The 24,992-nt window shown below is 33.1% G+C and carries 23 protein-coding genes and 1 tRNA gene; 10 read left to right on the forward strand and 14 right to left on the reverse strand.

Features of this window, described 5'->3' with window-relative positions:
• Positions 1-153: 153 nt before the first annotated feature.
• Together ACH6CY_RS08095 and gnpA are read right to left on the reverse strand one after the other, a co-directional pair.
• Positions 154-1,503 (reverse strand): carbohydrate ABC transporter substrate-binding protein, encoded by a 1,350-nt coding sequence (locus ACH6CY_RS08095; protein WP_374066827.1) that lies wholly within the window; start codon positions 1,501-1,503, stop codon positions 154-156.
• A gap of 174 nt (positions 1,504-1,677) precedes the next feature.
• Positions 1,678-3,840, reverse strand: a complete 2,163-nt coding sequence (gene gnpA / locus ACH6CY_RS08100) for a 1,3-beta-galactosyl-N-acetylhexosamine phosphorylase (protein WP_374066828.1) — start codon at positions 3,838-3,840, stop codon at positions 1,678-1,680.
• Positions 3,841-4,145: 305 nt separating this feature from the next.
• Between gnpA and ACH6CY_RS08105 the strand changes: the two genes are divergently transcribed.
• A complete protein-coding gene (locus ACH6CY_RS08105) occupies positions 4,146-4,982 on the forward strand; it encodes a helix-turn-helix domain-containing protein (RefSeq protein WP_374066829.1) in 837 nt (278 codons plus the stop codon).
• 36 nt (positions 4,983-5,018) lie between these two features.
• Here the strand turns inward: ACH6CY_RS08105 and ACH6CY_RS08110 are convergent, their stop codons facing one another.
• From ACH6CY_RS08110 to ACH6CY_RS08120, 3 genes are all read right to left on the reverse strand, one after another.
• Entirely contained in the window at positions 5,019-5,885 is an 867-nt protein-coding gene (locus tag ACH6CY_RS08110) for a hypothetical protein (protein ID WP_374066830.1), read from the reverse strand.
• Between the two features lie 135 nt (positions 5,886-6,020).
• Positions 6,021-7,451: an MDR family MFS transporter gene (locus ACH6CY_RS08115; protein WP_374066831.1), complete on the reverse strand. Its 1,431-nt coding sequence runs from the start codon at positions 7,449-7,451 to the stop codon at positions 6,021-6,023.
• Between the two features lie 33 nt (positions 7,452-7,484).
• Entirely contained in the window at positions 7,485-7,940 is a 456-nt protein-coding gene (locus ACH6CY_RS08120; protein WP_374066832.1) for a CBS domain-containing protein, read from the reverse strand.
• A 151-nt stretch (positions 7,941-8,091) separates the two neighbouring features.
• On the opposite strand from ACH6CY_RS08120, the gene ACH6CY_RS08125 reads away from it, so the two are divergent.
• The 3 genes from ACH6CY_RS08125 (at position 8,092) to ACH6CY_RS08135 (ending at position 9,111) form a co-directional block, all read left to right on the forward strand.
• Positions 8,092-8,529 carry a MarR family winged helix-turn-helix transcriptional regulator gene (locus ACH6CY_RS08125; RefSeq protein ID WP_374066833.1) on the forward strand — a complete coding sequence of 146 codons (438 nt, stop codon included), beginning with the start codon at positions 8,092-8,094 and terminating at the stop codon, positions 8,527-8,529.
• Between the two features lie 71 nt (positions 8,530-8,600).
• A complete protein-coding gene (locus ACH6CY_RS08130) occupies positions 8,601-8,777 on the forward strand; it encodes a hypothetical protein (RefSeq protein WP_374066834.1) in 177 nt (58 codons plus the stop codon).
• Between the two features lie 208 nt (positions 8,778-8,985).
• Positions 8,986-9,111: a hypothetical protein gene (locus ACH6CY_RS08135; RefSeq protein ID WP_374066835.1), complete on the forward strand. Its 126-nt coding sequence runs from the start codon at positions 8,986-8,988 to the stop codon at positions 9,109-9,111.
• A 32-nt stretch (positions 9,112-9,143) separates the two neighbouring features.
• Here the strand turns inward: ACH6CY_RS08135 and ACH6CY_RS08140 are convergent.
• Positions 9,144-9,216: transfer RNA gene (locus ACH6CY_RS08140), tRNA-Ala, on the reverse strand.
• A gap of 154 nt (positions 9,217-9,370) precedes the next feature.
• Between ACH6CY_RS08140 and ACH6CY_RS08145 the strand changes: the two genes are divergently transcribed.
• The 3 genes from ACH6CY_RS08145 to ACH6CY_RS08155 are packed head-to-tail and all read left to right on the forward strand — an operon-like array spanning position 9,371 to position 11,236.
• The gene (locus ACH6CY_RS08145) at positions 9,371-9,556 is read left to right on the forward strand and encodes a PLDc N-terminal domain-containing protein (protein ID WP_374066836.1); all 186 of its coding nucleotides are present in this window, start codon (positions 9,371-9,373) and stop codon (positions 9,554-9,556) included.
• A gap of 4 nt (positions 9,557-9,560) precedes the next feature.
• Complete coding sequence (locus ACH6CY_RS08150) at positions 9,561-10,463, forward strand: ABC transporter ATP-binding protein (RefSeq protein WP_374066837.1); 903 nt, start codon at positions 9,561-9,563, stop codon at positions 10,461-10,463.
• On the forward strand, positions 10,463-11,236 hold the full coding sequence (locus ACH6CY_RS08155) for an ABC transporter permease (RefSeq protein WP_374066838.1): 774 nt from the start codon (positions 10,463-10,465) through the stop codon (positions 11,234-11,236). The genes ACH6CY_RS08150 and ACH6CY_RS08155 overlap by 1 nt, the downstream gene beginning before the upstream one ends.
• A gap of 162 nt (positions 11,237-11,398) precedes the next feature.
• Here ACH6CY_RS08155 and ACH6CY_RS08160 read toward each other — a convergent pair whose 3' ends face one another.
• The 3 genes from ACH6CY_RS08160 to ACH6CY_RS08170 form a co-directional block, all read right to left on the reverse strand.
• The gene (locus tag ACH6CY_RS08160) at positions 11,399-11,872 is read right to left on the reverse strand and encodes a VanZ family protein (protein ID WP_374066839.1); all 474 of its coding nucleotides are present in this window, start codon (positions 11,870-11,872) and stop codon (positions 11,399-11,401) included.
• 61 nt (positions 11,873-11,933) lie between these two features.
• On the reverse strand, positions 11,934-14,384 hold the full coding sequence (locus ACH6CY_RS08165; RefSeq protein ID WP_374066840.1) for an FtsX-like permease family protein: 2,451 nt from the start codon (positions 14,382-14,384) through the stop codon (positions 11,934-11,936).
• Positions 14,377-15,051 carry an ABC transporter ATP-binding protein gene (locus tag ACH6CY_RS08170; RefSeq protein ID WP_374066841.1) on the reverse strand — a complete coding sequence of 225 codons (675 nt, stop codon included), beginning with the start codon at positions 15,049-15,051 and terminating at the stop codon, positions 14,377-14,379. Before ACH6CY_RS08170 ends, ACH6CY_RS08165 begins: the two co-directional genes overlap by 8 nt.
• 201 nt (positions 15,052-15,252) lie before the next feature.
• On the opposite strand from ACH6CY_RS08170, the gene ACH6CY_RS08175 reads away from it, so the two are divergent.
• Entirely contained in the window at positions 15,253-15,660 is a 408-nt protein-coding gene (locus ACH6CY_RS08175) for a hypothetical protein (protein WP_374066842.1), read from the forward strand.
• Between the two features lie 259 nt (positions 15,661-15,919).
• On the opposite strand, the gene ACH6CY_RS08180 is transcribed toward ACH6CY_RS08175, so the two are convergent.
• The 3 genes from ACH6CY_RS08180 to ACH6CY_RS08190 all read right to left on the reverse strand — a co-directional run bounded on the left by ACH6CY_RS08180 (position 15,920) and on the right by ACH6CY_RS08190 (position 19,965).
• Positions 15,920-16,783: a dimethylarginine dimethylaminohydrolase family protein gene (locus ACH6CY_RS08180; protein WP_374066843.1), complete on the reverse strand. Its 864-nt coding sequence runs from the start codon at positions 16,781-16,783 to the stop codon at positions 15,920-15,922.
• 57 nt (positions 16,784-16,840) lie between these two features.
• Entirely contained in the window at positions 16,841-17,707 is an 867-nt protein-coding gene (locus tag ACH6CY_RS08185) for a ComEC/Rec2 family competence protein (protein ID WP_374066844.1), read from the reverse strand.
• Between the two features lie 143 nt (positions 17,708-17,850).
• Positions 17,851-19,965 carry an ATP-dependent Clp protease ATP-binding subunit gene (locus tag ACH6CY_RS08190; protein ID WP_374066845.1) on the reverse strand — a complete coding sequence of 705 codons (2,115 nt, stop codon included), beginning with the start codon at positions 19,963-19,965 and terminating at the stop codon, positions 17,851-17,853.
• Positions 19,966-20,246: 281 nt separating this feature from the next.
• Here ACH6CY_RS08190 and ACH6CY_RS08195 point away from each other — a divergent pair, with 281 nt between their 5' ends.
• Complete coding sequence (locus ACH6CY_RS08195) at positions 20,247-20,642, forward strand: hypothetical protein (RefSeq protein ID WP_374066846.1); 396 nt, start codon at positions 20,247-20,249, stop codon at positions 20,640-20,642.
• 85 nt (positions 20,643-20,727) lie between these two features.
• Here the strand turns inward: ACH6CY_RS08195 and mbcS are convergent, their stop codons facing one another.
• Complete coding sequence (gene mbcS / locus ACH6CY_RS08200; protein ID WP_374066847.1) at positions 20,728-22,305, reverse strand: acyl-CoA synthetase MbcS; 1,578 nt, start codon at positions 22,303-22,305, stop codon at positions 20,728-20,730.
• 220 nt (positions 22,306-22,525) lie between these two features.
• Here mbcS and ACH6CY_RS08205 point away from each other — a divergent pair, with 220 nt between their 5' ends.
• Positions 22,526-23,902: a hypothetical protein gene (locus ACH6CY_RS08205; RefSeq protein WP_374066848.1), complete on the forward strand. Its 1,377-nt coding sequence runs from the start codon at positions 22,526-22,528 to the stop codon at positions 23,900-23,902.
• A gap of 223 nt (positions 23,903-24,125) precedes the next feature.
• Here ACH6CY_RS08205 and pdaA read toward each other — a convergent pair whose 3' ends face one another.
• Positions 24,126-24,899 carry a delta-lactam-biosynthetic de-N-acetylase gene (gene pdaA, locus ACH6CY_RS08210; protein WP_374066849.1) on the reverse strand — a complete coding sequence of 258 codons (774 nt, stop codon included), beginning with the start codon at positions 24,897-24,899 and terminating at the stop codon, positions 24,126-24,128.
• Positions 24,900-24,992: the final 93 nt, after the last annotated feature.

The following is a 24,992-nucleotide window of genomic DNA, read 5'->3' on the forward strand; positions in this document are numbered from 1 at the left end:
TAAAAGTAATGCTGGTGCTACACAAACCGCAATAAATATATTTCTTGATCCTTTTTTATTCATAGCGTACACCCCTTCTGTAACAAGAAAACGGTGAGCATTATACTCACCGTTTTACTTATATTATTATGCATCATATAGGATACAAACGGCTTAGTTCATTGTATCTCTTAATTTGTCACTAGTTTCTTCAATATTTGATTGCCATTCTTCCAGAGATACTGAACCAGCTATTACTCCATCAATAGATTTATACAGTGTATCATGCATATTCACGCCAGGTACTGGTTCAGTTGAAGCAAACCCACCCATAGCAGGAAGTGCACCTTGTTCATCATAAATACTGTAGAATAATTTTTTGTCGTCTTCTAATTGATCAGTAATGCCATTAATAGGTTGAACCGCACCAGCTTCTAAGAAAATAGAAGCTGCTTTATCGGAATACATGAAAGTAAGAAATTCTTTTGCAGCATCTTTATTTTCAGCTTGCTTAGGTATCCACATTTGCTCAAAGAAAGTAAATGCATAACGATCACCCTCTTCACCAAATGCAGGAGCTGGCATCATACCCCATTCAAATCCTTCTTCTCTTGGTGCTTCAGCCATTTCACCTACTACCCATGTACCATTTGGCATAAATAAAGCTTCATTATCTAAAATCATTTGTTGGTTTTTCGTGAAGTCATTCGGATTTGCGTTTGCTACTGTGTTTGGATGTGTATAGTCACCCAAGTTTGCAATTGTTTCTAATACTTGTTTTGCTTCTTCTGTTTCCCAAATACCATCTTCATAGGTCATTGCAGAGTGATAAAAATCAGGCCCACCTGCAGCATACATTAATGATGGGATTAATGAATCAAAATATCCTGCAACTGGATAAGTAAATAAAGCAGTATCTTCACCTTTTGCTTTATCACCTAAAGCAAACATTGCATCCCAAGTAGCTGGCGTTTCCCAACCTTTTTCTTCTAATAAGTTTGCATTATAGAATAATCCAGTAGGGCTATAAAACATAGGAGCTAAGTATGTTTTGCCATCAGCATAAGGATTTGTAGCAAGTGTATCGGTAAAACCATCAAGTAGTTTTTCTTCTACTGTTACATCTTCTCCAGCAACTGTCATACCTAACACATCAGTAATTTCTTCTAAACCATTTTCTTTAATTAGCGTATCTGTCAAACCTTCTTCTCTACCTGTAGCTAATAAGAAAATGTCAGGATATTCACCTGCTTGTAAGTTTGGACGAACTACCTCTTCCAAATTTTTCTCAACAGTTAGCTCAACGGTTACATTCTCATTTACCGCTTCGTAAGCATCTGCAATTTTATCCCACATTTCTGCACCATATGCAGATTCTAACGCAGCAACTTTTAGTGTAACTTTTTCTGAGCCTTCATCTGATGGTGTTTCTGCTTCCTCATTATCATCTGTCCCTCCACAAGCTGCTAGAACAAGTGAAAAAACAAGTAAAGTAATAGTGAGTAATAATTTTTTCAGTTTCAAGTTAAGACCCTCCTAAATTTTTTTCTTTACAACTTAAGCTTACCTATAATGAAGCGCTTTCACAATAAACATCTTGTTGTTTTTTATAAGTATATTGCTGTTTATATAACAAATTTTTCTTATAAATATAAACTATCCCAAGATTTCTTTTTTATACAGGCAAGTAATTCTCACTCATATTTTCATCCATTTATAACCCATCGGTTCCAGCGTAACTTCAACGGTTGATCCATCACCTTTCCATACTTTCGTTTTTTGTGTATCAAAAGAATTATTAATGACAACAAACGAGCTTGCTTCTGGGAAAGCTACACACTCTGTTTGCACATTAGATGTATACCATTTTTTCAATAAGCTTTCTTTTGAAGCAGCCCAATATAAAGATCTTAGTAGTAACCGTGTATTTTCAGGGCTGAATGGCAAGCCTGCAATATAAACCGATCGTCCTGATCCAAATTGATTTGCTGCTAACGTTACATCTGAATCTACCACATTGAGTACCATTGTGTTTTGATTGGATTGGTATACATATTTCATCCCCTCTCCAAAGTTTATTGGAGTATGTTGATCTTCTAAAATAAAATGATTTTCAGCATAAAGCGTATTATATTTATTAGTATTTAAACTAAATCCAATATCTTTTTGAACTCCCAAAACATCAGACAATTGAAAAAATCTCCCTTGATTCTCATAAGCCGTCGGTTCCCCAACACCAATGAATCCTCCGCCATTATCCACCCATTCTTTAATGGTAGAAACAACTTCCTCGTCCAACCAAGATTCTCCACCACTCCAAGCGGTGTAGGCATCTCCAGTATTTATTATTACGCCAATATCATCAGCTATACCGTCTTTTTTAATATCATCAAAACTAATGAACGCAACATCAAATGGCATGCCACTTAAACTTTCAAGTATTCCATAATATGAGTAACATTGTTTGTACCAAATAGCATGATGAACATGATGACTCATCCACTTTCTAATATTTCCCCAACTATTTAGAATTGCTATCTTAAATGGAGCCTTGTAAGCACTTGTTTCTTTTGAATTCGTATGGATCTGTCTAAATTCATTTGTTATTTCTTCTACACGATCAACAAAATCCGGGAATTTTAGTGCTAGGCTTAAATACCCTCCATAACCCATTCTTTGTATCGGGCTTTGCAAAATAGCTCTTCTAGCTTGAAGCCAGTTTTGGTTTGCCTCCCCGACTGGGTCACCACCTTCTCTAAATGTATCTGGAAAGAAATACGGCAAAAACCTTCCTTCCGTATACTTCACATTAGGAATATCTGAAATCATTCTTAATGTTACTCCATCTCCTACTGACCCAACTACGGCATCAAGTCCAATGTTTTCAAAATACTTACCATAAGGTTCTGTCCCTGCCCAGTGATCACCAAGAAACATCATTGCTTCTTTACCATAACTATGAATAATATCCACACATTCTTTTGCAAGTTCGCTAATAAAACGTTGTTGAAAATCGATCCAATCTAAAAATGATTTAGAAGGAATTCGGAATGGGGAGTTATAATACCCTTCATCAACAAAATCCTCTGGGTGAAGCTTATATCCTTTTTCTTCTTCAAATGCTTGTAATGCAAGTGGACTAACTGTTGCACCATAACCAAACCAATCGACATACTTTTGCTTTGCAGCATCATTAAATACAAGTGTGAAATTATAAAAGAATGTCGTTATCCTTACCACATCAGTATCTTCATGCTCGTCTAACCATTTTTTCAAGTTCTTTAATATGTGCTTTCTCGTCTTAGGATATCTTGGATCATATGGGATGTGATGTTCCGTGTCCCATTGATTTGTTACGTGATTGTACATATGCACAGGATCCCAAAGTTGATATGCTAAAAAATTAACTGTATAGATATGCCATTTTTTCACCTGTAAAACCGTAACTTCTTTTGTTTCTTCATCATAAGCCCACTGTTCAGTAGGTACTATTTCTCCTGTTGTTCTGTCAATTACCTCCCACCATCTCTTGATATCATGATCAGTATCAGGGATAACTTGCTCATCAAAGTATCCTTCCATAATCGGAATAAGTACGTTACTAGCATGTGCTGTTACAGGCGCAGACATTAAATAAAAGTGTTGTCTTTCATCTAGGTTTGCCTTTGCCCATTCTTGGTCTCCTCTAGTAAAGAAGTATTTAGAATAAACTTTACTCGCCATATTTTTCACTTCTGAGGTTAGCTTTGTTCCATCTGAATCACGTACAGCATCTGCTCCCCACCTATCGATAATGTCAGCTATTTTAGTTTCTAAACCTTCTTCTACCGGTAATGTAACACGACCTTTGCCTTTCATCATTTATGTCCCTCCTAGTTAGTTAATGTTTGAACAATATTATTTCTTTTAAATAATGATTATAGAAGCTATACGTACAGGTTATTCTAATTTCATAGTTATAGCATTAACTTATTTGTTATTTTTAACAACTTTTTTGCTATAATAATGCTAAGCGCCTTTACACCTATAAAATCATGCTATCTTATTTCACAGAAATTTATTGTATGATATAAAAGACAAAGACATCCTAAAAAACAAACACTTGAGATACGTTTAATCAAAAAACATATATCATGCATTAGCTTCCACGAGGGAGGAATGATTAGATGACAACAACTCGCTATTCGGTTATAGAAGCTAACAAGAAAGATAATTTCACTCTGCTATTTGCATCCAAATTAAAATACAGTTCTGAATGGGCAGGACTTACTCACACGCACCCATTTACTGAGATATTCTATATTATAAAAGGAAAAGGAACGATTACCACAACCCAACATAAGTTTGATGTAAGGGAAAATAACGTCTTCATTGTTAACCCAAATGTTGCGCATATGGAAGCCTCTTCTTCAGAAGACCCGCTTGAATTTATTATCATTGGAATGGAGGGGTTGAACTTTACAGATTTGTCTGAAGACGGTGGATCTTTCAGCTTTCATAAACTGTCAAATCAACAAAACGATGTGAAATTTTATTTTCAAAAAATATATCAGGAAGCACAAGAACAGTTGGAAGGTTACGGGGATACTTGTAATTATTTATTAGGTGCGTTAATCATGCAATTAAAACGACAATTAAAACTAAAAATCGAAGCAGAAAAACAGACAAAATTACGGAAAGAAATCGCCCAAGCAAAACAATATATTTACCAACATTTTAAAGAAAATATTACATTAGATAGGTTATCTCAACTGACTCATCTGAACAAATTTTATTTATCACATTCTTTTAAGGATGAGGTTGGACAAACACCTATTGAATATTTAAATTATTGTCGAGTTGAAGAAGCTAAAGTACTGCTATCAACAACGAATTATAGTATTTCTCAAATTGCTACTGTCGTAGGCTATTCTGCTCAATCGTATTTTTCAGAAGTGTTTAAAAAATACGAATCACAATCACCGTCAAATTATCGTAAAAACCTTTCTATGGATAAAAACTAGGACAAGTATTGTTTTGCTTGTCCTAGTTTTTGTATCTTATTTCATTTTAATTAGAATACCTGTTTTATCATCTTGTTGTTTTAATCGCGGATAAACCATACATGCCTTGTCTTGATTTTCCTTCTGGTTCACCTCAGTTAATAATGTGTCTAATCCTGATGAAAAAGCTATCTCTGCGCTACACTTCCAGCCATTCTCTTCTCTCTTTTGAGTAGGCAGTAATAAGCCATCACTTAGTAATAATATCCCGATCACTTTATTTAAATGAATTTTTCCATACTCAAGTTGGTCAAAGCCTTCTTTACTGCCATCTAAAATTCTATATCCATCTGGTGTATTATACTTTTTCCGGTTTTCTAATAAAATTGGATTGACTAATTCTCTCAGTTTACTAAGTTCGACTCCTTGTCCAAATTCTTTACGAAGTGCTACGATTTTATCTAGTGCTATTTGATCAAACAGATGAACCATATCATGTGTAATCATTCTTATTTCTCCATTATCAAACTGCAGAAACAGCATGCAATCCCCTGCATGTACATAATCAAAACTAGAGTAATCTTCATTAAGTTGTATAGCAGCGATTCCAGTCGTACTTCGCTTACACTTTGGTATCGATTCGAACGTTACCTCGTCTGTATCTTTAATATGTTGTTTGTAATAAGAAACAATTTGATGATTTAATTTCTTGTTCGCCTTTTGCATACATGTTAATAAAGCATATTGATTTGTTTCTTCTAATAAAAATGATTGAAATGTCTCTGACGCCAATCTCCCAGGTATTCCCCCATCTAGCCCTGTAGCACCATCCATTACTGCATAAATATTTGCTTGTTTATTTATTACAAAACGATCTTCATTAATTGGTCTTGACCCATTTTGATATATTTTAGTTATTTTCATTGATACATTCTCCCTTTCATATTGATAGGTTATATGTACATTTATATAGAAAAAATCTCCTTATAGTAGAAAGCGTATTACACTTTATAACCCGTGTCTACTGATAAGAAGATTTATGTTAACTATTTTTTATTCTTAAGATTGTATCCTTGTTATGTTTTCTCGCTCTAACTGTTTCTTACTCTTCACAAAAAATGAGAGCACTAATCCAACAATAGAAATTACACCAGCTACAGTAAAGGAAACATTTACTCCGTGTATTGCACCATCAATCCCATCAGCAGGAATAGCACTGTTGGTCATCACAGATACTAATAACGCAGTACCCATAGCTCCAGCAATTTGACGCATCGTATTGTTCATTGCTGTACCATGTGGAATAAGGTCTGGTGGTAATTGATTTAAACCAGCTGTTGTAACTGGCATCATTACCATAGAAACACCGAACATTCTAAAGGCATGCATCATCGTCAAGTACGTAATCGTTGTTTCAGTTGATAGATCTGAAAAAGCAAACGTTGATATCGTAACAATGATTAGGCCAATAATCGCAAGCCACCTTGCACCGAACTTGTCAAATAATCGACCTGTAATAGGATTCATGAATCCCATAATAATTGCACCTGGCATTAACATTAACCCAGATTGAGTTGCAGTATAACCTAACATATCTTGTGTTAATAATGGTAAAATTACTGCCCCACCAATCATTGCAATAAATACAACCATTCCTAATACCGTAGTAATAGTAAATACTTTATTTTTAAAGACATAAAAATTCAGAATTGGTTGCTCTAAGGTAGATTGTCGCATAATAAATGTAGTCAAACTTATCACGCCAACAGTTAATGAAATAATGACAGTCCAACTACTCCAACCAGTGTTACCAGCTATACTAAATCCGTATAATAGGCCACCAAATCCGAACGTTGATAAAATAATCGACAAGCTATCCAATTTAGGAGACTTACGCTCTGTTACATTTTGTAGAATAAAATAAGCAACAATTATGTCAATGATTACAATTGGTAAAATGACATAAAATAAACTTCTCCACGGAAATTGATCAATTAACCAACCAGATAAAGTTGGACCAATTGCTGGTGCAAAAGCAATTACTAAACCGAACATTCCCATTGCGGCACCACGTTTTTCGACTGGGAAAATAATAAACAATATCGTCTGCATTAATGGCATCATAATCCCTGCACCTGATGCTTGTAAAATACGACCGACCATTAAAGCTGAAAAACCAGGTGCTAATGCAGCTACTAAAGTTCCCAGACCGAATAATCCCATCGCTGTTATAAATAACCTTCTTGTTGTGAATTTTTCAATTAAAAAAGCAGTGATTGGTATCATGATCCCATTAACAAGCATGAAAATGGATTGTAGCCATTGCACTGTATTAGGTTCTAGTGCTAAATCTACCATAATTTTCGGTAATGCTGTTGCAAGTAATGTTTGGTTTAAAATTGCTACAAATGCACCTGAAATTAATACAATTAATAACGGTACTCTGTTAATTGATTTCGATTCATTTGTTTGATCTAGATTGCTAGTCATTCATCATCCTTCTTTCTGATAGAACCTAATCTGTTATATGAGTGTTTTAAAAGCAGCTCGAATCACATCGCCACGACTAATAATCCCAACTAGTACGCCATCTTTAACAACCGGTAATTTTTTTATTTGTTTTTCTCCTAAAATAGCAGCAATATTTTCTACATGTTCATTCGAAGAAACAGTGATCACTTTTGTTTTTGCTATCTTCAATACATTCAAATCTAATAGCTTGCCTGTTCTTTCTTCAAAGCTATACTCATCGCCCATCATAACATTAACAAAGGAAAAAGAATCAATAACAATATTTTTATGCCTACCAATGTAACGCATCATATCACCATCACTAATATAAGCAACTACTTCATTACGCTCATTGACAACGGGTAGCCCGCTAATACCATGTTGGATAAATTGTTTAATCACAGTTTTAATTGTACTTGTTTCCTTTACTTTAATAACAGGATATTTCATTAGTTGGTTTGCATTCAAAATGACTTCCTCCAATTATCAAAAATAGTTGCATGATACAATTAAATAATTCTATTATGCAACCATTTCCTTGTCAATTTATTTGATTTAAGGTAAAACTAAAAGAAAGGATAGGATATGTGAGAAAATAACATATAAGGTGATGTGAAAGATGAGTAATGACTCTATTGAATCAATTGAAATCGAAATGGCCATTTTAACGAGAAGAATAACGATGCTTGCAACTGAGAAAAAAAAGGCATTTGACCGTTCTTCATATTTACTTTTACAAGCATTAGCTACTCATGGAGAAACTGGGGTAAAGAAGTTAGCGACTATCTTGCAATTAGATATTTCCACTATTAGTAGACAGGCCGCTTTACTAGAACAAAAACAATTAATAAGAAAAATACCCAATCGAATAGATAAAAGGTCTTATTATTATCAAATTACTAAAAGCGGAAAAAAAACATTACACGCTTATAAACAAAAAAGAATGGCATTTTTCTCAGATTTATTAGCAGATTGGTCACACAAAGACCGTATCAAATTTAGTCAATTACTAGAGAAATTTAATCAAACTGCACAGGAATATTATCGAAAAAAATAACATATTAAGGAACTAATGTGGTAAAAAATTGAACAATGCTATATAATACACCTATAGAATGAGGTGAGGAGATGATTGGTTTAAATGTTCTTTCCCTTTTAATATTGATCATACTGTATGTTGGTATACCAGTTGCCGTTATTTTATTATTAAAGTGGATTTATCATATAAAAAAGAACAGTGACTATCAAGTAGAACAAAACAAGCGTATGATTCAATTACTGAAAAAAATGGAAGACAATGCTTAATATAAGGATAACATTGCTTTCTACCTTCCTTGAAAATAGCAACGTATATGTAACGTTTATCCTTACATTAAAAAACTAACCTAATAGAATCCCTCCATTCCATTAGGCTAGTTTTACCTTGTTATCTATTTTAATAAATAATAGCTTGTACAATAAATGACGTGGATAAGTAAAGAGCTTACAACAGTCATTTATTATCCAAAATGTAATGTTACAGACATTATATCAATACTTATTAATTGCACCGTCTACTGCATGTCATTTTTTGAATGCTGGTGCTCCTTTTAATCAATTATTTCACGCTATAAAAACTATACTACCTATTTATTTTTAAAATCGGGCAAAGCGTTTTTTGTTACTATAGTATGGAGCATAGCGGGATCGAACCGCTGACCTCTTGCATGCCATGCAAGCGCTCTCCCAGCTGAGCTAATGCCCCAAAAAAAAAGACTCATCATTCACAACTAAACAAAATATATTCCTATAATCATCAGAAGTCTAATTACATTATAGCCACTTTCAAAACAAAACACAATTAATATTGAAACTTATTATTCATCTTTATCGTATAATTATTTGGAGGTGAAACGTTAATGGATATCTTTCTACTACTTGCACCGTTAATTGTTTTAGAAGCAATTCTCGTAATTGTAGCTCTATTAGCTTGGTTTAAAACCGATAAAACAAACGGCCCTCGTTGGCTATGGTTATTTATTATTTTATTGTTACAAATTATCGGTCCTATTCTATTCTTTATCATTGGGAGGAGGCAACAGTAATTTCATGTTCAACGTACAACATGTAACTAAAAAATTTAATGGCAATCCAGTTGTAAATGATATATCTTTTCGTTTGGAATCCGGAAAATGTGTCGCACTACTCGGGGCAAACGGGGCAGGAAAAACAACGACATTACGCATGTTATCTGGATTATTAAAACCAACAAGTGGCTCCATTTCTTTCGAAGGAATGAAACTAGGGGCTGATATTCGAAAACATATTGGTTATCTCCCGCAACATCCTGTTTTTCATGGTTGGATGACTGGGAAGGAATTTCTAATTTACGTTGGTCAACTTGCAAACTTAACAAAAATAAAAGCAACCGAACTTGCTGATTATTATCTTGAACGAGTTGGTATATTAGATGCAAAGGATCAACGTATTAGTAAATATTCTGGCGGAATGAAACAACGATTAGGTATTGCTCAAGCATTGATCCACAGTCCAAGTATGATCATGTTAGATGAACCTGTTTCTTCATTAGATCCAATCGGGCGCAGAGAAGTTTTAACATTAATGGAAGAACTAAAAGAACAAACGACGATTCTGTTTTCAACACATATTTTAAGTGACGCTGAAGAAGTTAGTGATGATTTATTACTCATGCATCACGGAAAAATAGTTGAATCAGGAACATTAAACGAGTTACGTCACAAACACCAAACGTCTAAGGTTAACTTATCTTTTCATGAATCAAATGAAAACTACCTTTCAATGATTGAGCAACTTCCTGGAATTACAACTTGTTACCTTGATCGTGAAGACATTGTTTGTGTCATTACGGATATGGAGTTAACACGACAAGCGTTACTAGCAAAAATAACAGCAGAGCAATGGCCGCTTACTAGGTTTGAAGTAAGTCGAACATCACTAGAAGATTTATTTATGAAGGCGGTGAAAAAGTGATGCAGTGGCGTACAATTTTCCGAAAAGAAATGTTAGAATACTGGCGTAATTTTAGTTGGATATGGGTACCAATTGTATTCATTATTCTTGCGATTATGGATCCACTGACTACTTATTATATGCCGATCATTTTAGACAAAGCTGGTGGACTTCCTGAAAGTGCAGTTTTTGAAATGCCTGATATTTCTGCTGTTGATGCATTTATGATGAGTCTGAGTGAATATAGTATGTTTGGTGTACTGGTGATTGTATTAATTACTATGGGGGCGATAGCAGGGGAACGAAAAAGCGGCGTAGTAGAGCTCATTTTAGTAAAGCCGGTACATTACGGAACGTATATCTCAAGTAAATGGGCTGCTAAATTAACTGTTGTATTGGCTTCTGCTAGCATCGGACTCTTAACTAGTTGGTATTATGTCAGTTTATTATTCGGTGACATACCATTTGTTCTGATCATACAAGCAATTTTCTTCTATAGTTTATGGTTCGTGCTTGTTATCACAATCACTATTTTCTTTAGTTGTTTATTCAAATCATCTTCGGCAGTCTTTGGCACTTCAATTGTTACTTTGATAAGTATGTCTGCTATTTATCGTGTATTCTCACATAAACTGAGCTGGTTTCCAAATAGCTTAAGCGGTCATATTAGTGAAATGCTACAGACTGAAACGATTTCAAATTCACTCTGGGGTGCGTCAATGATTACAATTGCCTCTACCCTAATCATACTATCTATTTCTATTCATATCTTTAGAAAAAAAGAACTCGCTTGACTAGAGGAAGCTTCTTATAACAGAAGCTTCCATTTTTTAAGAACATATAGACCTTCAAATGACTAAAAGTAAGTACTACCAGCCAGACATTTGTAACAATAAGCTTTAGAAATGTTGTTGTTTTATGTTATCTATAATTTACGATAGAAAGTTATTTTAAAACTATCTCAACAATTTCTGGGCAACTTTTGATTTCCAAATACCAAACCCCATTAAAGCACCAATCAAATTTAGGATAAAATCATCAATATCAAAACTTCCTCTTCTAGTAATTAATTGTACTACTTCAAGAACGAATAATATTACTATCATTGAGATTAAAAATAAGTTCGCTTTGTGTAATTTCCTAATAAAAAAAGGTAAATAAATACCCATTGGCAAAAACATAAATAAATTACCAGAAAGGTTTTTTATAGGTACATCAATATTCATACTTCCATCAAATATTGCTTGAATATAAGTACTGATAGTTCTAAAAGGAATAAGATTTGAAGAGTACCTTATATATTCAAACATTGAAAGGTTAGTCCACATATAACCTCTATTATCTAAGAACATCAACATTAACATCACGAGTAAATAAAATATAAAACTAATACTAAAAATAACCTTGACTTTCTTCATCTTATCCCCCACTATAAATATTTTTTTAAAGTCTCTTTCACTGAACATAATTTGAACTTTATCTCTTCTCTCATCAATCTTCTTCTCGGATTAAAGAATAAATAGACTGTTTCTTAATTAGGTTAACAATAACAAACCATCCAATCGTGATCAAAAAAAGAATTATTAAAATGGACAGGTAAAAATATTGGATATAGAAGAAATATGGATATAAATTATCTAATAATTGAGTAAGTGTAAAAATCATTAAAGACAGTACAGTTGCTATAAACAAGTAAATAATCATTTCTAAATATAATAACTTATTCACCTCCTTTTTCCTCATTCCCAAGGAAAGATAGATCCCCCATTCTTTTTTCATTAATCTATATTTACTAAATACAATGACTGTTGTACATAAAATCGATAAAACAACGGAGAGACCATAAGTAAGTTTACCTAAATATCCAACAAACACAGATATACGTTTATCGTCCTCGATAAATGTAGAGATATTTTGGTATAAACTGCCCGGTGTTAGTGCAGTTAATTTATTTAATTCCGATTCAATTGCCTTTATTTCCTCTCTATTTATACGTTCTTTTAAGTAAATAGATAATTCGTTATACCCTGTTAACAAGCCTTGCTCAATTGCAGTCTCTTTAGCCATAACAATTATAAATTCAGAGTATTGAAAATGTAATGAATCAGAAATAGTAAAGTTAAAAGGGCTATTAATCATTTCTAAAATTTCAAAGTTCCATTCCGTTGATTTATGATTTCCTTGCTTTTTTTGGACTAAAGTTATTGTTTGTCCATTTAATTTTTTTGCATCTGCTGATTTTGTATAAGCTGGATTGTATAAAATTACTTTTTCTAGTAAATTCTCATATGTCAAATTAGGATATAGTTTAATAAATTGTTCTTTGTCTACTAAAATATATTTGACATTAGGAATAATATAATCTTGTTTATAAGTACCAGCATTAGGATTAGTTTTATTTTGATTAAACCAATTTCGGATTGAAGTAGTTACTAAATTTTCATTTAAAAAAGGATGAATATCCACCATAAAAGGCGTTTTTTCGACAAAGTCAATGCCAGCCATCTCTTCAATTTGTTTTACTTTATTTGGAGGAAAAGTTAATCCCTCCTGTAATAAGACGGTTAAATTATCTACAACATCAAATCCATAAATTTCTTGCGAATTCAAATAATAATCAACCTTTGCATCCCATATACCAGTTGACTCTTTTTCTACAAAAATTGAGAAGGTAAGTATTAGAATAGATAAAGTCAAAGTAAATATCACTAATATAGAATGCTTAGGATTAGTTAGTAATTGATTTATAACTTTATTTACCATAAAATTATTTGCAATTAACGATATTTTCTTGTTTTGAGACTTATTGGGATACAGCCCCTTTAATAATTCATTAATTGATCTATTCTTAATTCGATTAAGAGATAGATACGAACTAAAAAAAGTAATGCAAAATAATACAATAATCCATATTGCTACTATCATAGTAATAGTTATAACATTAGAGAAATCTAAGTTACTGATATTAAAGGTATTTTGAATTATCCATATATGTAAGAAATATTGTAGTGGCAAGGATAACAAAAAACCAGTTAAAAGCAGAATAAGAATTTGTACAAGTATCAATTTTAACAATTTTAAGTTTGTTGACCCTACGGCTTTAAATATAGACAACTTTTTTTGTTGAGTAATATTAAAAAAGTACAATAAGCAAAACATACATAAAAAGGAAGCGATAAGTGTAATAAGTTGAAAAATAAAAGACAGCATTGTGATGTGTCGATAGTTTGCTAACCCATTATAGAATAGTCGTTCATTGAAAAAACCAACTTGACCTTCTAAAAAAGTAGAAGCCTTTTTATGCATCTTATCAATTTTTCCATAAGGCCCATTTAATTGAACTAAAAAATTTCGGTATTTAGTCTCTAGCTCGTTGTCTTTTGAAAGGACTATATTCGGAAAATCATTTATTCCTTTTTGAACATCATGAGGAACAGCCCATTTTGCTGAATAGTCATTGATTATTCCTGATAATTCCAACTCTATTTCTGTATTGTCTATCTTTACTATCTTCTTTTCACCTATCATCCAATTATTATCTATTAAGGATAAATACGAAGATTCAATTGCTACTTCATTTTTCTTTTTTGGGAATGAGCCTTCCAATAATGTGATTTTCCCAAGTTCCCTTGCTTGTTTATCTATAGTTCCTACTGTTGCTTTATACCCATTATTTAATTCAAAGTTCCCTAGAAGATCAATACCACCAATATGTTCTACCTCTTTATTTTTATAAAGAGTTTCTTTTGTTTCACTTGTGTCTAACAGGACCAGCGTATGCTTTCCGTAATCAAGATATGCCTGCTCTTTCATACCCATCTTAATAGACTCTGATGCTGTAGAGATAGATATAATAGAAGCTACAATCATAGATAGAGTTATTACTATTAAGAAGAACCATTTTTTACGTGAGACCAATGTTCTGTACCCTAATTTAAACATTTATATACTCCATCTTTAATTCGCCCTTTTGCATTTTATATAAGTGATGAGGAACTCTAATTAGATTTTTTTCGTGCGTTACAATAATGAATGTTATCCCATACATCCTATTAAATTCAGAAACCAAATCAGCAATTTTTCTCGTTGTTTTATGATCAAGATTGCCAGTCGGTTCATCTGCGAAAATAACTTCGGGTAAAGTAATAAGTGACCTCGCTATTGCAACTCGTTGTTGTTCTCCTCCTGATAATTGGGACGGTTTTTTATCTAATAGATATCCAATTTCTAAACTCTCTGCTATTTTCTTTACATTAAGTTTATTGTTATCTATTTGATTAAATACTAAGGGTAATTCAATATTCTCTCTAACTGTTAATTCGGGAATTAAAAAAAAGGATTGAAAGATGAATCCGAAGAATTTTCCGCGAATATTAGCTTGTTCATCATCATTTAATTCATAGAATGAGCGATTTCGATAATAGACTTTACCTAATGTTGGTTCTTCAATTCCACCTATCATACTTAACAAAGTAGATTTTCCTGAACCACTTTTACCTTCTATTACATGAATTTTTCCTTTTTTCACTTCTAAAGAGCTGCGCTTTACAGCAATTAGATCATTTGAAAAAGTCTTGCTTATGTTGCTAGCATTTAAAATAACAGACAAAAAAAGTCCACCTTTCTTTTTAATCGTTTTTCATTAAAATCTTTATAACTTAACTTTATAATATAATAGATTGTAAATAAATCCAATAATATATTGGTAATTTCACACAAAAAATCCTATTAAACCAAAAAATGTCTAATACTTGAAATAAGTGTTACTATCTAGTATAATTACATTTAAATAGAAAATAGGAGGTAAAAAATGAAAAAATCAAAAACTTTTAAAATACTTCTAGGACTTTTCATCATAACATTATTATTAATTCCAATTGCAACAAGTGCAAGCTCCGCCAACTATTCTTTCAAAATATCAGCTAGAGTAGATGGTAGTACCTCACACTCTTTAGCTAACAAATCAACTTCAACAACTGCTCGAGGTCAAACTTACTATTCATCTGGATCAGTGAATCCTACCAGCTCATACTACTACCCTGAATTAGATGGCGGTTGGTTTAGAGTTTATAGTACAGGTGACATTAAAGCGAATGGTTATTATTACACAAAGAGCTTTGGAACAATAAAGAAAGATAACTATACTATAAATGTTATTAAATCAAAAAAAGGATCCTATGGAGAGTATATCCAAGGATCTGGTTCTATAAAGCAATAGAGTATTTACCTGTTTGTGTTTTAATGTCATGATACTTAAGACAATAGAATAAATCATTTTAAATTTTACCCAGCTAGGAGAAAACCTCGATAAATAATAAAAAAATTGCACTTTTCCAACGCATAGTTGGAAAGTGCGATTTTTTTGGGTTCTATGGTAAATCGCGTTGGGGAATGCTAGTAGTCAACTAAAATAATGATGTGTCCAGGTCCCTGTTCAAGGGAATTTATTCTTTTATCTAAAGCCGTTTAATCCGAAGCTAATCTACTCTTCTAATAGGTAAGGAACAGCATCGAAAAGACCCGCCCGATTTAATAATTTCACTGAACGGTACCTCAATCACGGAAAAACCATGCCTAGTAAGATCCTGATTAACTTTTTTGTTTTCTGGCAAGCTAATAACGGTATAATTACCAATTGGCAATACATTTGTACCTAACGTGAATTGCTCCTCTTCGGATACCTTAATGATGACCTCATAGTTATTTTCAATTTTTTTTAAATCATCTTCTTGAAATGCATCAGGGTAAATAAGTACAGTATGATGTGCGATAACGTTAAATGCACAATCTAAGTGTAATATTTGTTTTGGGATTGGTAAGGGAATAATTTGATGGTGTGGTAATTGTGTTTGTAGCATTTGGATTGCATCAATTGTTGTTCGCTCACTTACTCCAATCCAAATGGTTTGTCCATCAACAATCACATCTCCTCCTTCTATGGAAGAAGTTTCGATCGATTGAAACGGGATCAGTTGTTGTGCTAAATGTCGCTTTAATTCACTAACTTCAGGAGCTCTAATTTGACGTTGCATATTTGACGTATATAATGTTTTTCCAATACAAAATCCAATATCACGGGTAAATACTTGTTCATATAGATCGGGGTTGGGTTTTAGTTCCAACACTTCTATTTGTTGGTCTTTTAACGTTTGAACAAATTGCTCATGCTGTTCCATAGCAATCTGCACATCAATATTTTCAGACTTATAATGTTTTTGTGTTTCATTTATGATCTTTCCTATTTTCATATAGGCGGGGGAACAAACAATTACTTTCTCCAACCTGCCATACTCTGTCTCACAGTTTACCTCATCTATTACTACTTTTTGATTCGATTGCAAAAAACATAACCTCCCTTATTTGTCTCTGTCTATTCATTTATTTTATTATAGCAAAAATCATTTAATTGGTTTGATAATTAGACTGTTAACTCCCGAATTAGTAATCGTGTACTCTTCTCCATCGGTTGTTATGACGATATCTCCTGCTTTAGCAGTTGAATATATTGTGGCACCAACTGCAAGCAAATTATCGACAGTAGCTTCTACTGGATGTCCATAGGTATTACCCTTTCCATAGGACAGAATAGCAATTTCAGGATCAACAGCTTGCAAAAAGGCAAATGAACTCGATGTATCTGAACCATGGTGTGCCACTTTAATAATTTCTGCATTTACATCTGTGCGTTGCATAATTTTCAATTCTTGTTTCTTTTCTACATCACTCATTAAGAGAAAATCGATTTTGTTCATCGTCAATTGTAATGCTAGGGAAGACTGATTGTTTGTTTTTACAATCGAATTTGCATTTAACACGATGAGTGAGGTATTATCTGCTAATGCTTTTACTGTGTTTAATTTAACAATATGTAACGGTATATTCTTCTCCTTAATATTTCGGAAGTAACGATGATACGTCCTTGTATAATAAAACTTTCCACTATCCCATATTTCTTTAATAGGTATTTGATTAATAATTGATCGTAAACCGCCTATATGATCAATATCTGGATGAGTTGCAATTAATAAATCTAATTCCTGTACGTTCTGTTTTTTTAAATAGTTCAGTACCTTTCTACTTGCTGACGGCGGCCCACCATCAATTAAAATATTTTTCTGCTCTGGTGTTTGTATTAAAATACTGTCACCTTGACCAACATTAATAAAGTGGACTTTCATTATATCGTCCTCAGCATAAACGGTCCCTGGATTGAAGTGAAAAAACAGAGCAATGAAAAACAGAATAACAAACTGTACTATTTTCATAAATCATGTTTCCCTCCTATCACGAGAAAACAATTCGACATTCATAGGATAAGTAAGTTTTTATTTTTTATGAATAAATTAAAATTGATTTTAAACAAAAAAAGATGCCACAATAATAGTGGCACCCTGTTCAAATAGTTATTTTACGCTTTTTTTACTTGAATGTTGTTATCAACTAGCTCTACTTGAATATTAATCACTTGTTCATCTTCTAATAATAGATCTGTAATACCGTCTTCCACCGTATCCTGGATCACTCTACGTAATGGACGTGCACCAAATCTTGGATCATAACCTTTTTTTGCAAGGTATTGTTTTGCTTCATCTGAAACAGTGATTGTATATCCTTGTTCTTGTACATTATCTTCTAATTCGTCTAGCATAATATCTACTATTTTAATAAGATTTTGTTGCTGTAATTCATTAAATGGAATGATCGCATCAAAACGATTCAAGAACTCTGGTTTAAAGTAATCACTTAATGATTCTAACGTAGATACAGCTTCATTCTGATCATTATTAAAACCAACTGTAATGTTCTTCACTCCACTACCAGCATTACTTGTCATAATAATTACCGTGTCTTTAAAGCTCACTTTTCTACCATGACTATCTGTTAAATGACCGTCCTCCATAATTTGAAGAAACATATGCTGTACATCTGGATGAGCTTTTTCAATTTCATCTAACAAAATCAAACTATACGGATTACGACGGACTCTTTCTGTTAACTGACCAGCTTCTTCATGCCCAACATATCCTGGAGGTGAGCCGATTATTTTTGACACAGCATGCTTTTCCATGTATTCACTCATGTCTAGACGAATGAGTGCATCTCTCATTCCAAATAGCTCTTCTGCTAGAGCTTTTGTTAATTCTGTTTTCCCAACACCAGTTGGGCCTATAAATAGGAATGAGCCAATTGGTCGATACTTCGATTTTAATCCAGCACGACTTCTACGAACGGCCTTTGCTACTTTTTCGACTGCGATATCCTGTCCAATTACTTTTTCACCTAGGTTTGCAGCAAGATGTTGCATTTTTGATTGTTCATCGGATTGAATTTTTCGTACTGGAATGCCTGTTTTTTCTTCAATAATTAGTTGAATGTCTTCTACTGTTACAGATACTTTTGTTTGTTCGATTGATTCATTCAATTTTTTCTCTAACATCAACTCTTGGTGTCTTAAGTTAGCAGCACGCTCATAATCTTCTTTTTCTGCTGCTTCTTGTTTTTCTTTAGCAATGTTATCTAATTGTTTCTGTATTGTTTCCTTATCTGATTCAGCATGAGCAAGATTTAGACGAGCGCCGGCTTCATCAATTAAATCAATCGCTTTATCAGGTAAAAACCGATCTTGCAAGTAACGTTTTGATAACGTCACTGCTCCTTCAATTGCTTCGTTCGTATAAGTTACATGGTGATACGCTTCATAACGCTCTTGTAATCCCTGTAAGATTTGAACAGCCTCTTTTATACTTGGTTCTTTCACCATAATTGGTTGGAAACGACGTTCTAATGCTGCATCTTTTTCAATTTGGCGATATTCTTTTAATGTCGTTGCACCAATTAATTGTAATTCACCACGTGCCAACGCGGGTTTTAAAATATTCCCAGCATCCATTTGTGAGCTCTCGGCAGTACCAGCACCAACTAACAAATGGATTTCATCTACAAATAATATGACATTCTTACGTGATTGCAACTCGGAAATTAATTGCTTCATCCGCTCTTCAAATTGGCCTCGAACACCAGTATTAGCAACAAGTGACGCTACATCTAGTAAATAAATTTCTTTATCTAATAATTTTGAAGGCACATTACCTTCTGCAATCTTCAGTGCAAGTCCTTCTGCAATTGCAGTCTTACCTACACCAGGTTCTCCTATTAATACTGGGTTATTTTTGTTCCTTCTATTTAATGTCTCCATCACACGTTTTACTTCTTTATCGCGACCAATAACTGGGTCAATAATTCCTGCTTTGGCTGCATGTGATAGGTTACTCCCAAGCTCATCTAATAATCCGGACTGATCTGCACCGTTTTGTTTTGCTCCATTTGAGGTAGAGCCAGCAAAAAAGTCTTGAAAACCTTGTTGTCCTTGGCCTTGACCACCAAAGATACTTGAAGGATTTTTTGCATTTTGTTGTATTTCTTTAAAGCAAGTTTCACAAACATGCATTTGTTGTGTTTGATTATTAAATCGAAGGGCTATATTAATATTAGCTGGACGAATGCCACAATGTTGACATTTCATAAAAAACTCCTCCTCAACTTAATTTAATTTAATCAAGATTTGGTTTGACTATCTTTGACCTTTGACTCTATTATAATCTGACCTTTTTTGACTTTCAAGTGTTTTGCATATATTTTTACTTTTTCTTTTTAAAATTAAAGCTTTCATTATTCTAATTTTATCGGTTCATATGACGTTTATTACTATTTCATTATAAAGTTGCATATATTGTATTAATTTTTAAAATTTAGGGAATAATTAAGCTATGAATCTACCATACTAGTAACAAGGAGGAGATTATTATGATTTTAGCGTATAGTTTGTATACCGTTAGCTTTGCAGGTGCTTTTCTAGTTAGCTATTACTATATTAATTATGCAACAGAACATGCATTGATTCGTCTCTATGCCAATATTATTGTTGCTAGTGTGATGCAGCTATCTATTTATTCACTTTCTGTATTCGGCTGGCTTTTATACACATTCCAAGAAAAAGAAGCACACTTTTATATTGGACTTCAACTAGGATTTTGGCTCGTACTAATCAGTCAACTTGGATTAATTGGTTTAGCTTTATACAAATTTAAAAAAGCAGAAACGATTCAACTAGCACAAAACGCTTGGCGCACTAGTAAAGAGAAGTTTCTAAAAATTCACAAAAATATTCGATCATTTTCTAAAGCGCAAACGAAAAATTGATCAACAAAAAGCAGAGACAGTATTATAATCTCTGCTTTTTTCTATTAAAAATATTAAGCTTTTTTAACTATTTTAAACAAAATACTTACACTGGCTGTTTTTCAAATTGACGTAATTCTACTCGACGAATTTTGCCAGAGCTGGTTTTTGGCAATTCATTAATGAATTCAATTTTTCTCGGATATTTATATGGTGCTGTCATTTGCTTTACATGATCTTGTAATTTTTTTACTAATGAAGGGTCATTTTGGTTTATATTGTCTTGCAAGACGATATATGCTTTGACTACATTTCCTCTAATCTCATCTGGACTAGCAACTACTGCGCATTCTTTTACAGAAGCATGTTTAATCAATGCGTCCTCGACTTCAAATGGGCCAATGGTATAGCCAGAGCTTACGATAATATCATCACTTCTACCTTCAAACCAGAAATACCCTTCTTCATCAAGGACGGCTTGATCACCTGTCACAAAGTAAACACCACGTCTTGCTTTTTTTGAGCGTTCTTCATCTTTATAATAGCCTTTGAAAAGGGCTGGTGTATCTAATGGAATAGCGATATCTCCGACTGTACCAACAGGCACTGGATTAGCATTCTCATCAATTAATACAACTTCATTTCCAGGTGTAGGTTTTCCCATTGAACCAGGCTTCACTTTCATTCCTTTCATAAAACCTAACAATAATGTACTTTCTGTCTGTCCATAACCATCACGAACTGTAACATTGAAGTAACGCTGAAAAATAGCTATTACTTCCCTGTTTAACGGTTCACCAGCAGATACTGCACTATGCAAGAATGGTAGTTCATATTCAGATAAATTGTCCACCTTTGCCATCAAGCGATATTCAGTTGGTGTACAGCATAATACATTGATTTGTTGATCTTGCAACAGTTGTAAATATTTTTTAGGATCAAATTTCCCATGATAAACAAAACCGGTCGCTCCCGATCCTAGTATAGATAAGAGCGGACTCCAAACCCATTTTTGCCATCCTGGAGCTGCTGTTGCCCAAACAACATCACCCTTATCCATAGCTAACCAATTAACTGGAGCCGTCTTTAAATGAGCGTATCCCCATGCATGTGTATGCATAACACCTTTCGGATTTCCTGTTGTACCAGATGTGTATGGCAAAAAAGCAAGATCATCACGAGTTGTATTTGCCATGACTAGTTCGTCTGAAGCCTCTTCTTTCCATTCGTCTATTGCAATCCAATCCTTCACTGCTTCTCCTACTGTGAATTTCTCCAATATATTGATTTGTTCAATTTCACTAAATTGATCAACAAATGGATAATAACTAACAATCGCTTTAACCTCACCATGTGTAATTCGATATTGTAAATCTTTCGTTCGAAGCATTTCAGAACTCGGTATAATTACAATACCTGTTTTTAACGCTGCAAGATACACTTCATATGTCTCAATCAAACGAGGCATCATTACTAGAATTTTGTCCCCTTTTTGCAATCCTCGTTGTAAAAAAATATTTCCAATTTTATTTGCGTTATATAGTAATTGTTGATAGGTTACACGTTTTTCTTTTCCGTTATCATCCTGCCAAATAATCGCAGTACGATTTGGATCTTGTGCATATTTCTCCATTTCCATTGCAATGTTGTACTTTTCTGGTGCTATTAAATCTTGTTTTTTCATTATTCACCCTTCTTTTATTTGCATGAAAAAATAAATCACACAATTTAGTAGTAGGTACTAATTGTATGTCATTATATCAGATTTTAATCCTTGTTTTCAATATAAATCAAAATATAGTGATCATTAACATAAAATTGATCATGAAATAAAACAAACGATTTATTCCTTATTTGCAATGCAATATGTTAAAATGAAAAGTAACTAAAAGGAGGGTTTTTTCATGCAACTTACTATTATGATAAATAAAAAGCAAATAACAATCGAAACATTACACATGTATGTATATAAGCAAAGTAAAGTCATCGAAGCAGTGGATAAAAACAATCGCTATTACTACCTTGTTTTTTATCATAATCAATACATCAATGGTGTAAAGACGACAAAAATTAAGATTGGTTCACACATGCACCGCGCCTTAACTAATGGCATCCCATTTCCATCCGACCATCCTTTTATAAATACTTTATTAAATAAAGAGATGTTTTCTTGTATAAAATTCAACCAACTCTACACAAAACTGCAACAAAAGTACTCTCCTACAGAAACTGCTTTAATCCTATCTTTTTTTGATACGTTCACTTCTCCAAACTCGATACAAAAGTTACTTAAAAAAACTTTTTATTCCTATAGAAGAAATGGAAAACTTCGCAAAGCTTTTCAAATATTATATATTTTAAAACAGGTAGATTCGACCGATACATTTGCATTAGATATGATTGGGAAAATGGAATTCCAAAACTATCGAACACTTTATCAAGCACTAGATACATTAGAGCAACATGATGCTGTAAACTTTGAATCACTTTGTTTTGAGCAATTAACTCAGCATGATATACAAAGAAAATTAATTGATTTTTATACTAAAAACAACCGATTATTGGATGCTTCCATCGTGCGTATTTTTCTATTACGTCAACAGTTTCAACCATTCGTTTGGCATGAGCTACTAACATCACTATCTGATTGGGAAGTGGAAGCTCAAATAAAAATATTATTAGACCTAAACCAACATAATCCTCATCCCGACTTTGAAAAAGAACTTATTTCAAGATTGTTACATTCTTCTTACCATAAAGAGACTATTTCTTTTCTTATTGAACATGAATATGTACCAACAACAGATGAATCCAGTCAAGTTATTTATCACCTAAATCACACAGACCCACAGCAATTAGTAGATTATTTCCATTTATCTAGAAAAAAATTATTGCAGCTTCATAAACATTTACCAAAGAAACAATTAGAACAAATCATTACCCCTTTCGTGAAAGCTTTTATGCCAATTTTTCACCTTTCAGAAATCCAAGCGTGGATAAAAAGTGTTAAAGAGGAAGAGGAACATTTTCTAATTGAAAAAACATTAAAAAACATAGAAAATCTTCAAGATGATCCGGATCGTCAATATAAACTTGGTGAATTATACGTTTCTCTAGATCAGTTAGATAAAGCAATTGAATGTTTTAAATGGGAGGTAGAATTAGACCCAAATAATACAAAAGTAATTAAAACGATCATAAAGCTTTCCAAGCAAATGGGGAATGATTCTGAAGCTGCTGTTTATCAAGATTTATTAATCCAAACACAAAAATATGTTTAAAAAACATAAAGCACGATTGCACAGTTAGCGCTATATGAATTGGATAAATATCAAATAGTTAATGTTTATTAATCATACTGCGGTAAAAAAATTCGGACGAATCAATGAGCACTTGCACGAAATGTCGATCACGTTGAAATTTAACCATATCCGGCATAACTTATCATCCACTAAACAACAAAAAATCCGGACGAATTTAAATTCGTTCGGATTTTTTTCATTATTACATACCTAAAATCGATTTCGGCAATTTATCTTTCATTACTAAATCATCCAATGATTGAAACGTATACCCTTGTTTTCTTAAATCATCGATAAAATATTCCAGTGCTTCAGCATTATCAGCTGAAACTGTATGCAATAAGATAACTGCACCAGGATGAATTTGATCCATGATTTGTTGATAAGAAGCTTTCCAACCTTTTTGTTTATCTGAGTGCCAATCAACAAAAGCTAATGACCAGAACATATGTGTATAACCAAGCTCATTTGCCCATTGAATCGTTTTAGCGTTAAATGTCCCTTTAGGAGGGCGAACATATTGTAATCTTTTTAATTCAGTAATGGAAGCAACAGCACGATCTAATAATTCTAGCTCTTCTTTCATTTTATCCTTTGAAATGGATGTGAAATCAGCATGATGATTCGAATGATTTCCAATAATGTGTCCATCCTTCACCATACGCTTAATTAAATCCGGTTCACTTCTAACATAGTGACCCGTAACAAAAAATGTAGCTGGAACCTTTTTATCATGTAAAACATCTAATATATGCTTTGTATATCCTGCTTCATAGCCATTATCAAATGTTAAATAAACAACTTTGTCACCTGATTGATCCATGTAATAACCGCCATTTTTTTCTAAAATTTCACCAAATTTACCGACTTCTGGCGGGCTGTGATCTGTCCCCTTTTTATATCCCCACCCGTAGCTTTCTGCCTTCACAAAAGCTGAACCAGTTCCTACGAAAATACATACTGAACTTATAATCATGATCCATTTTTTAAACACAACTATCACCCGTTTTTTCTTTTAGTGTGCCAAGAAACGAATCATTTATTCCTTAAAGTAAAAGTCAGTCCTCAA

It is taken from the genome of Paraliobacillus sp. JSM ZJ581, assembly GCF_044383835.1.
Lineage (GTDB): Bacteria > Bacillota > Bacilli > Bacillales > Amphibacillaceae > Paraliobacillus.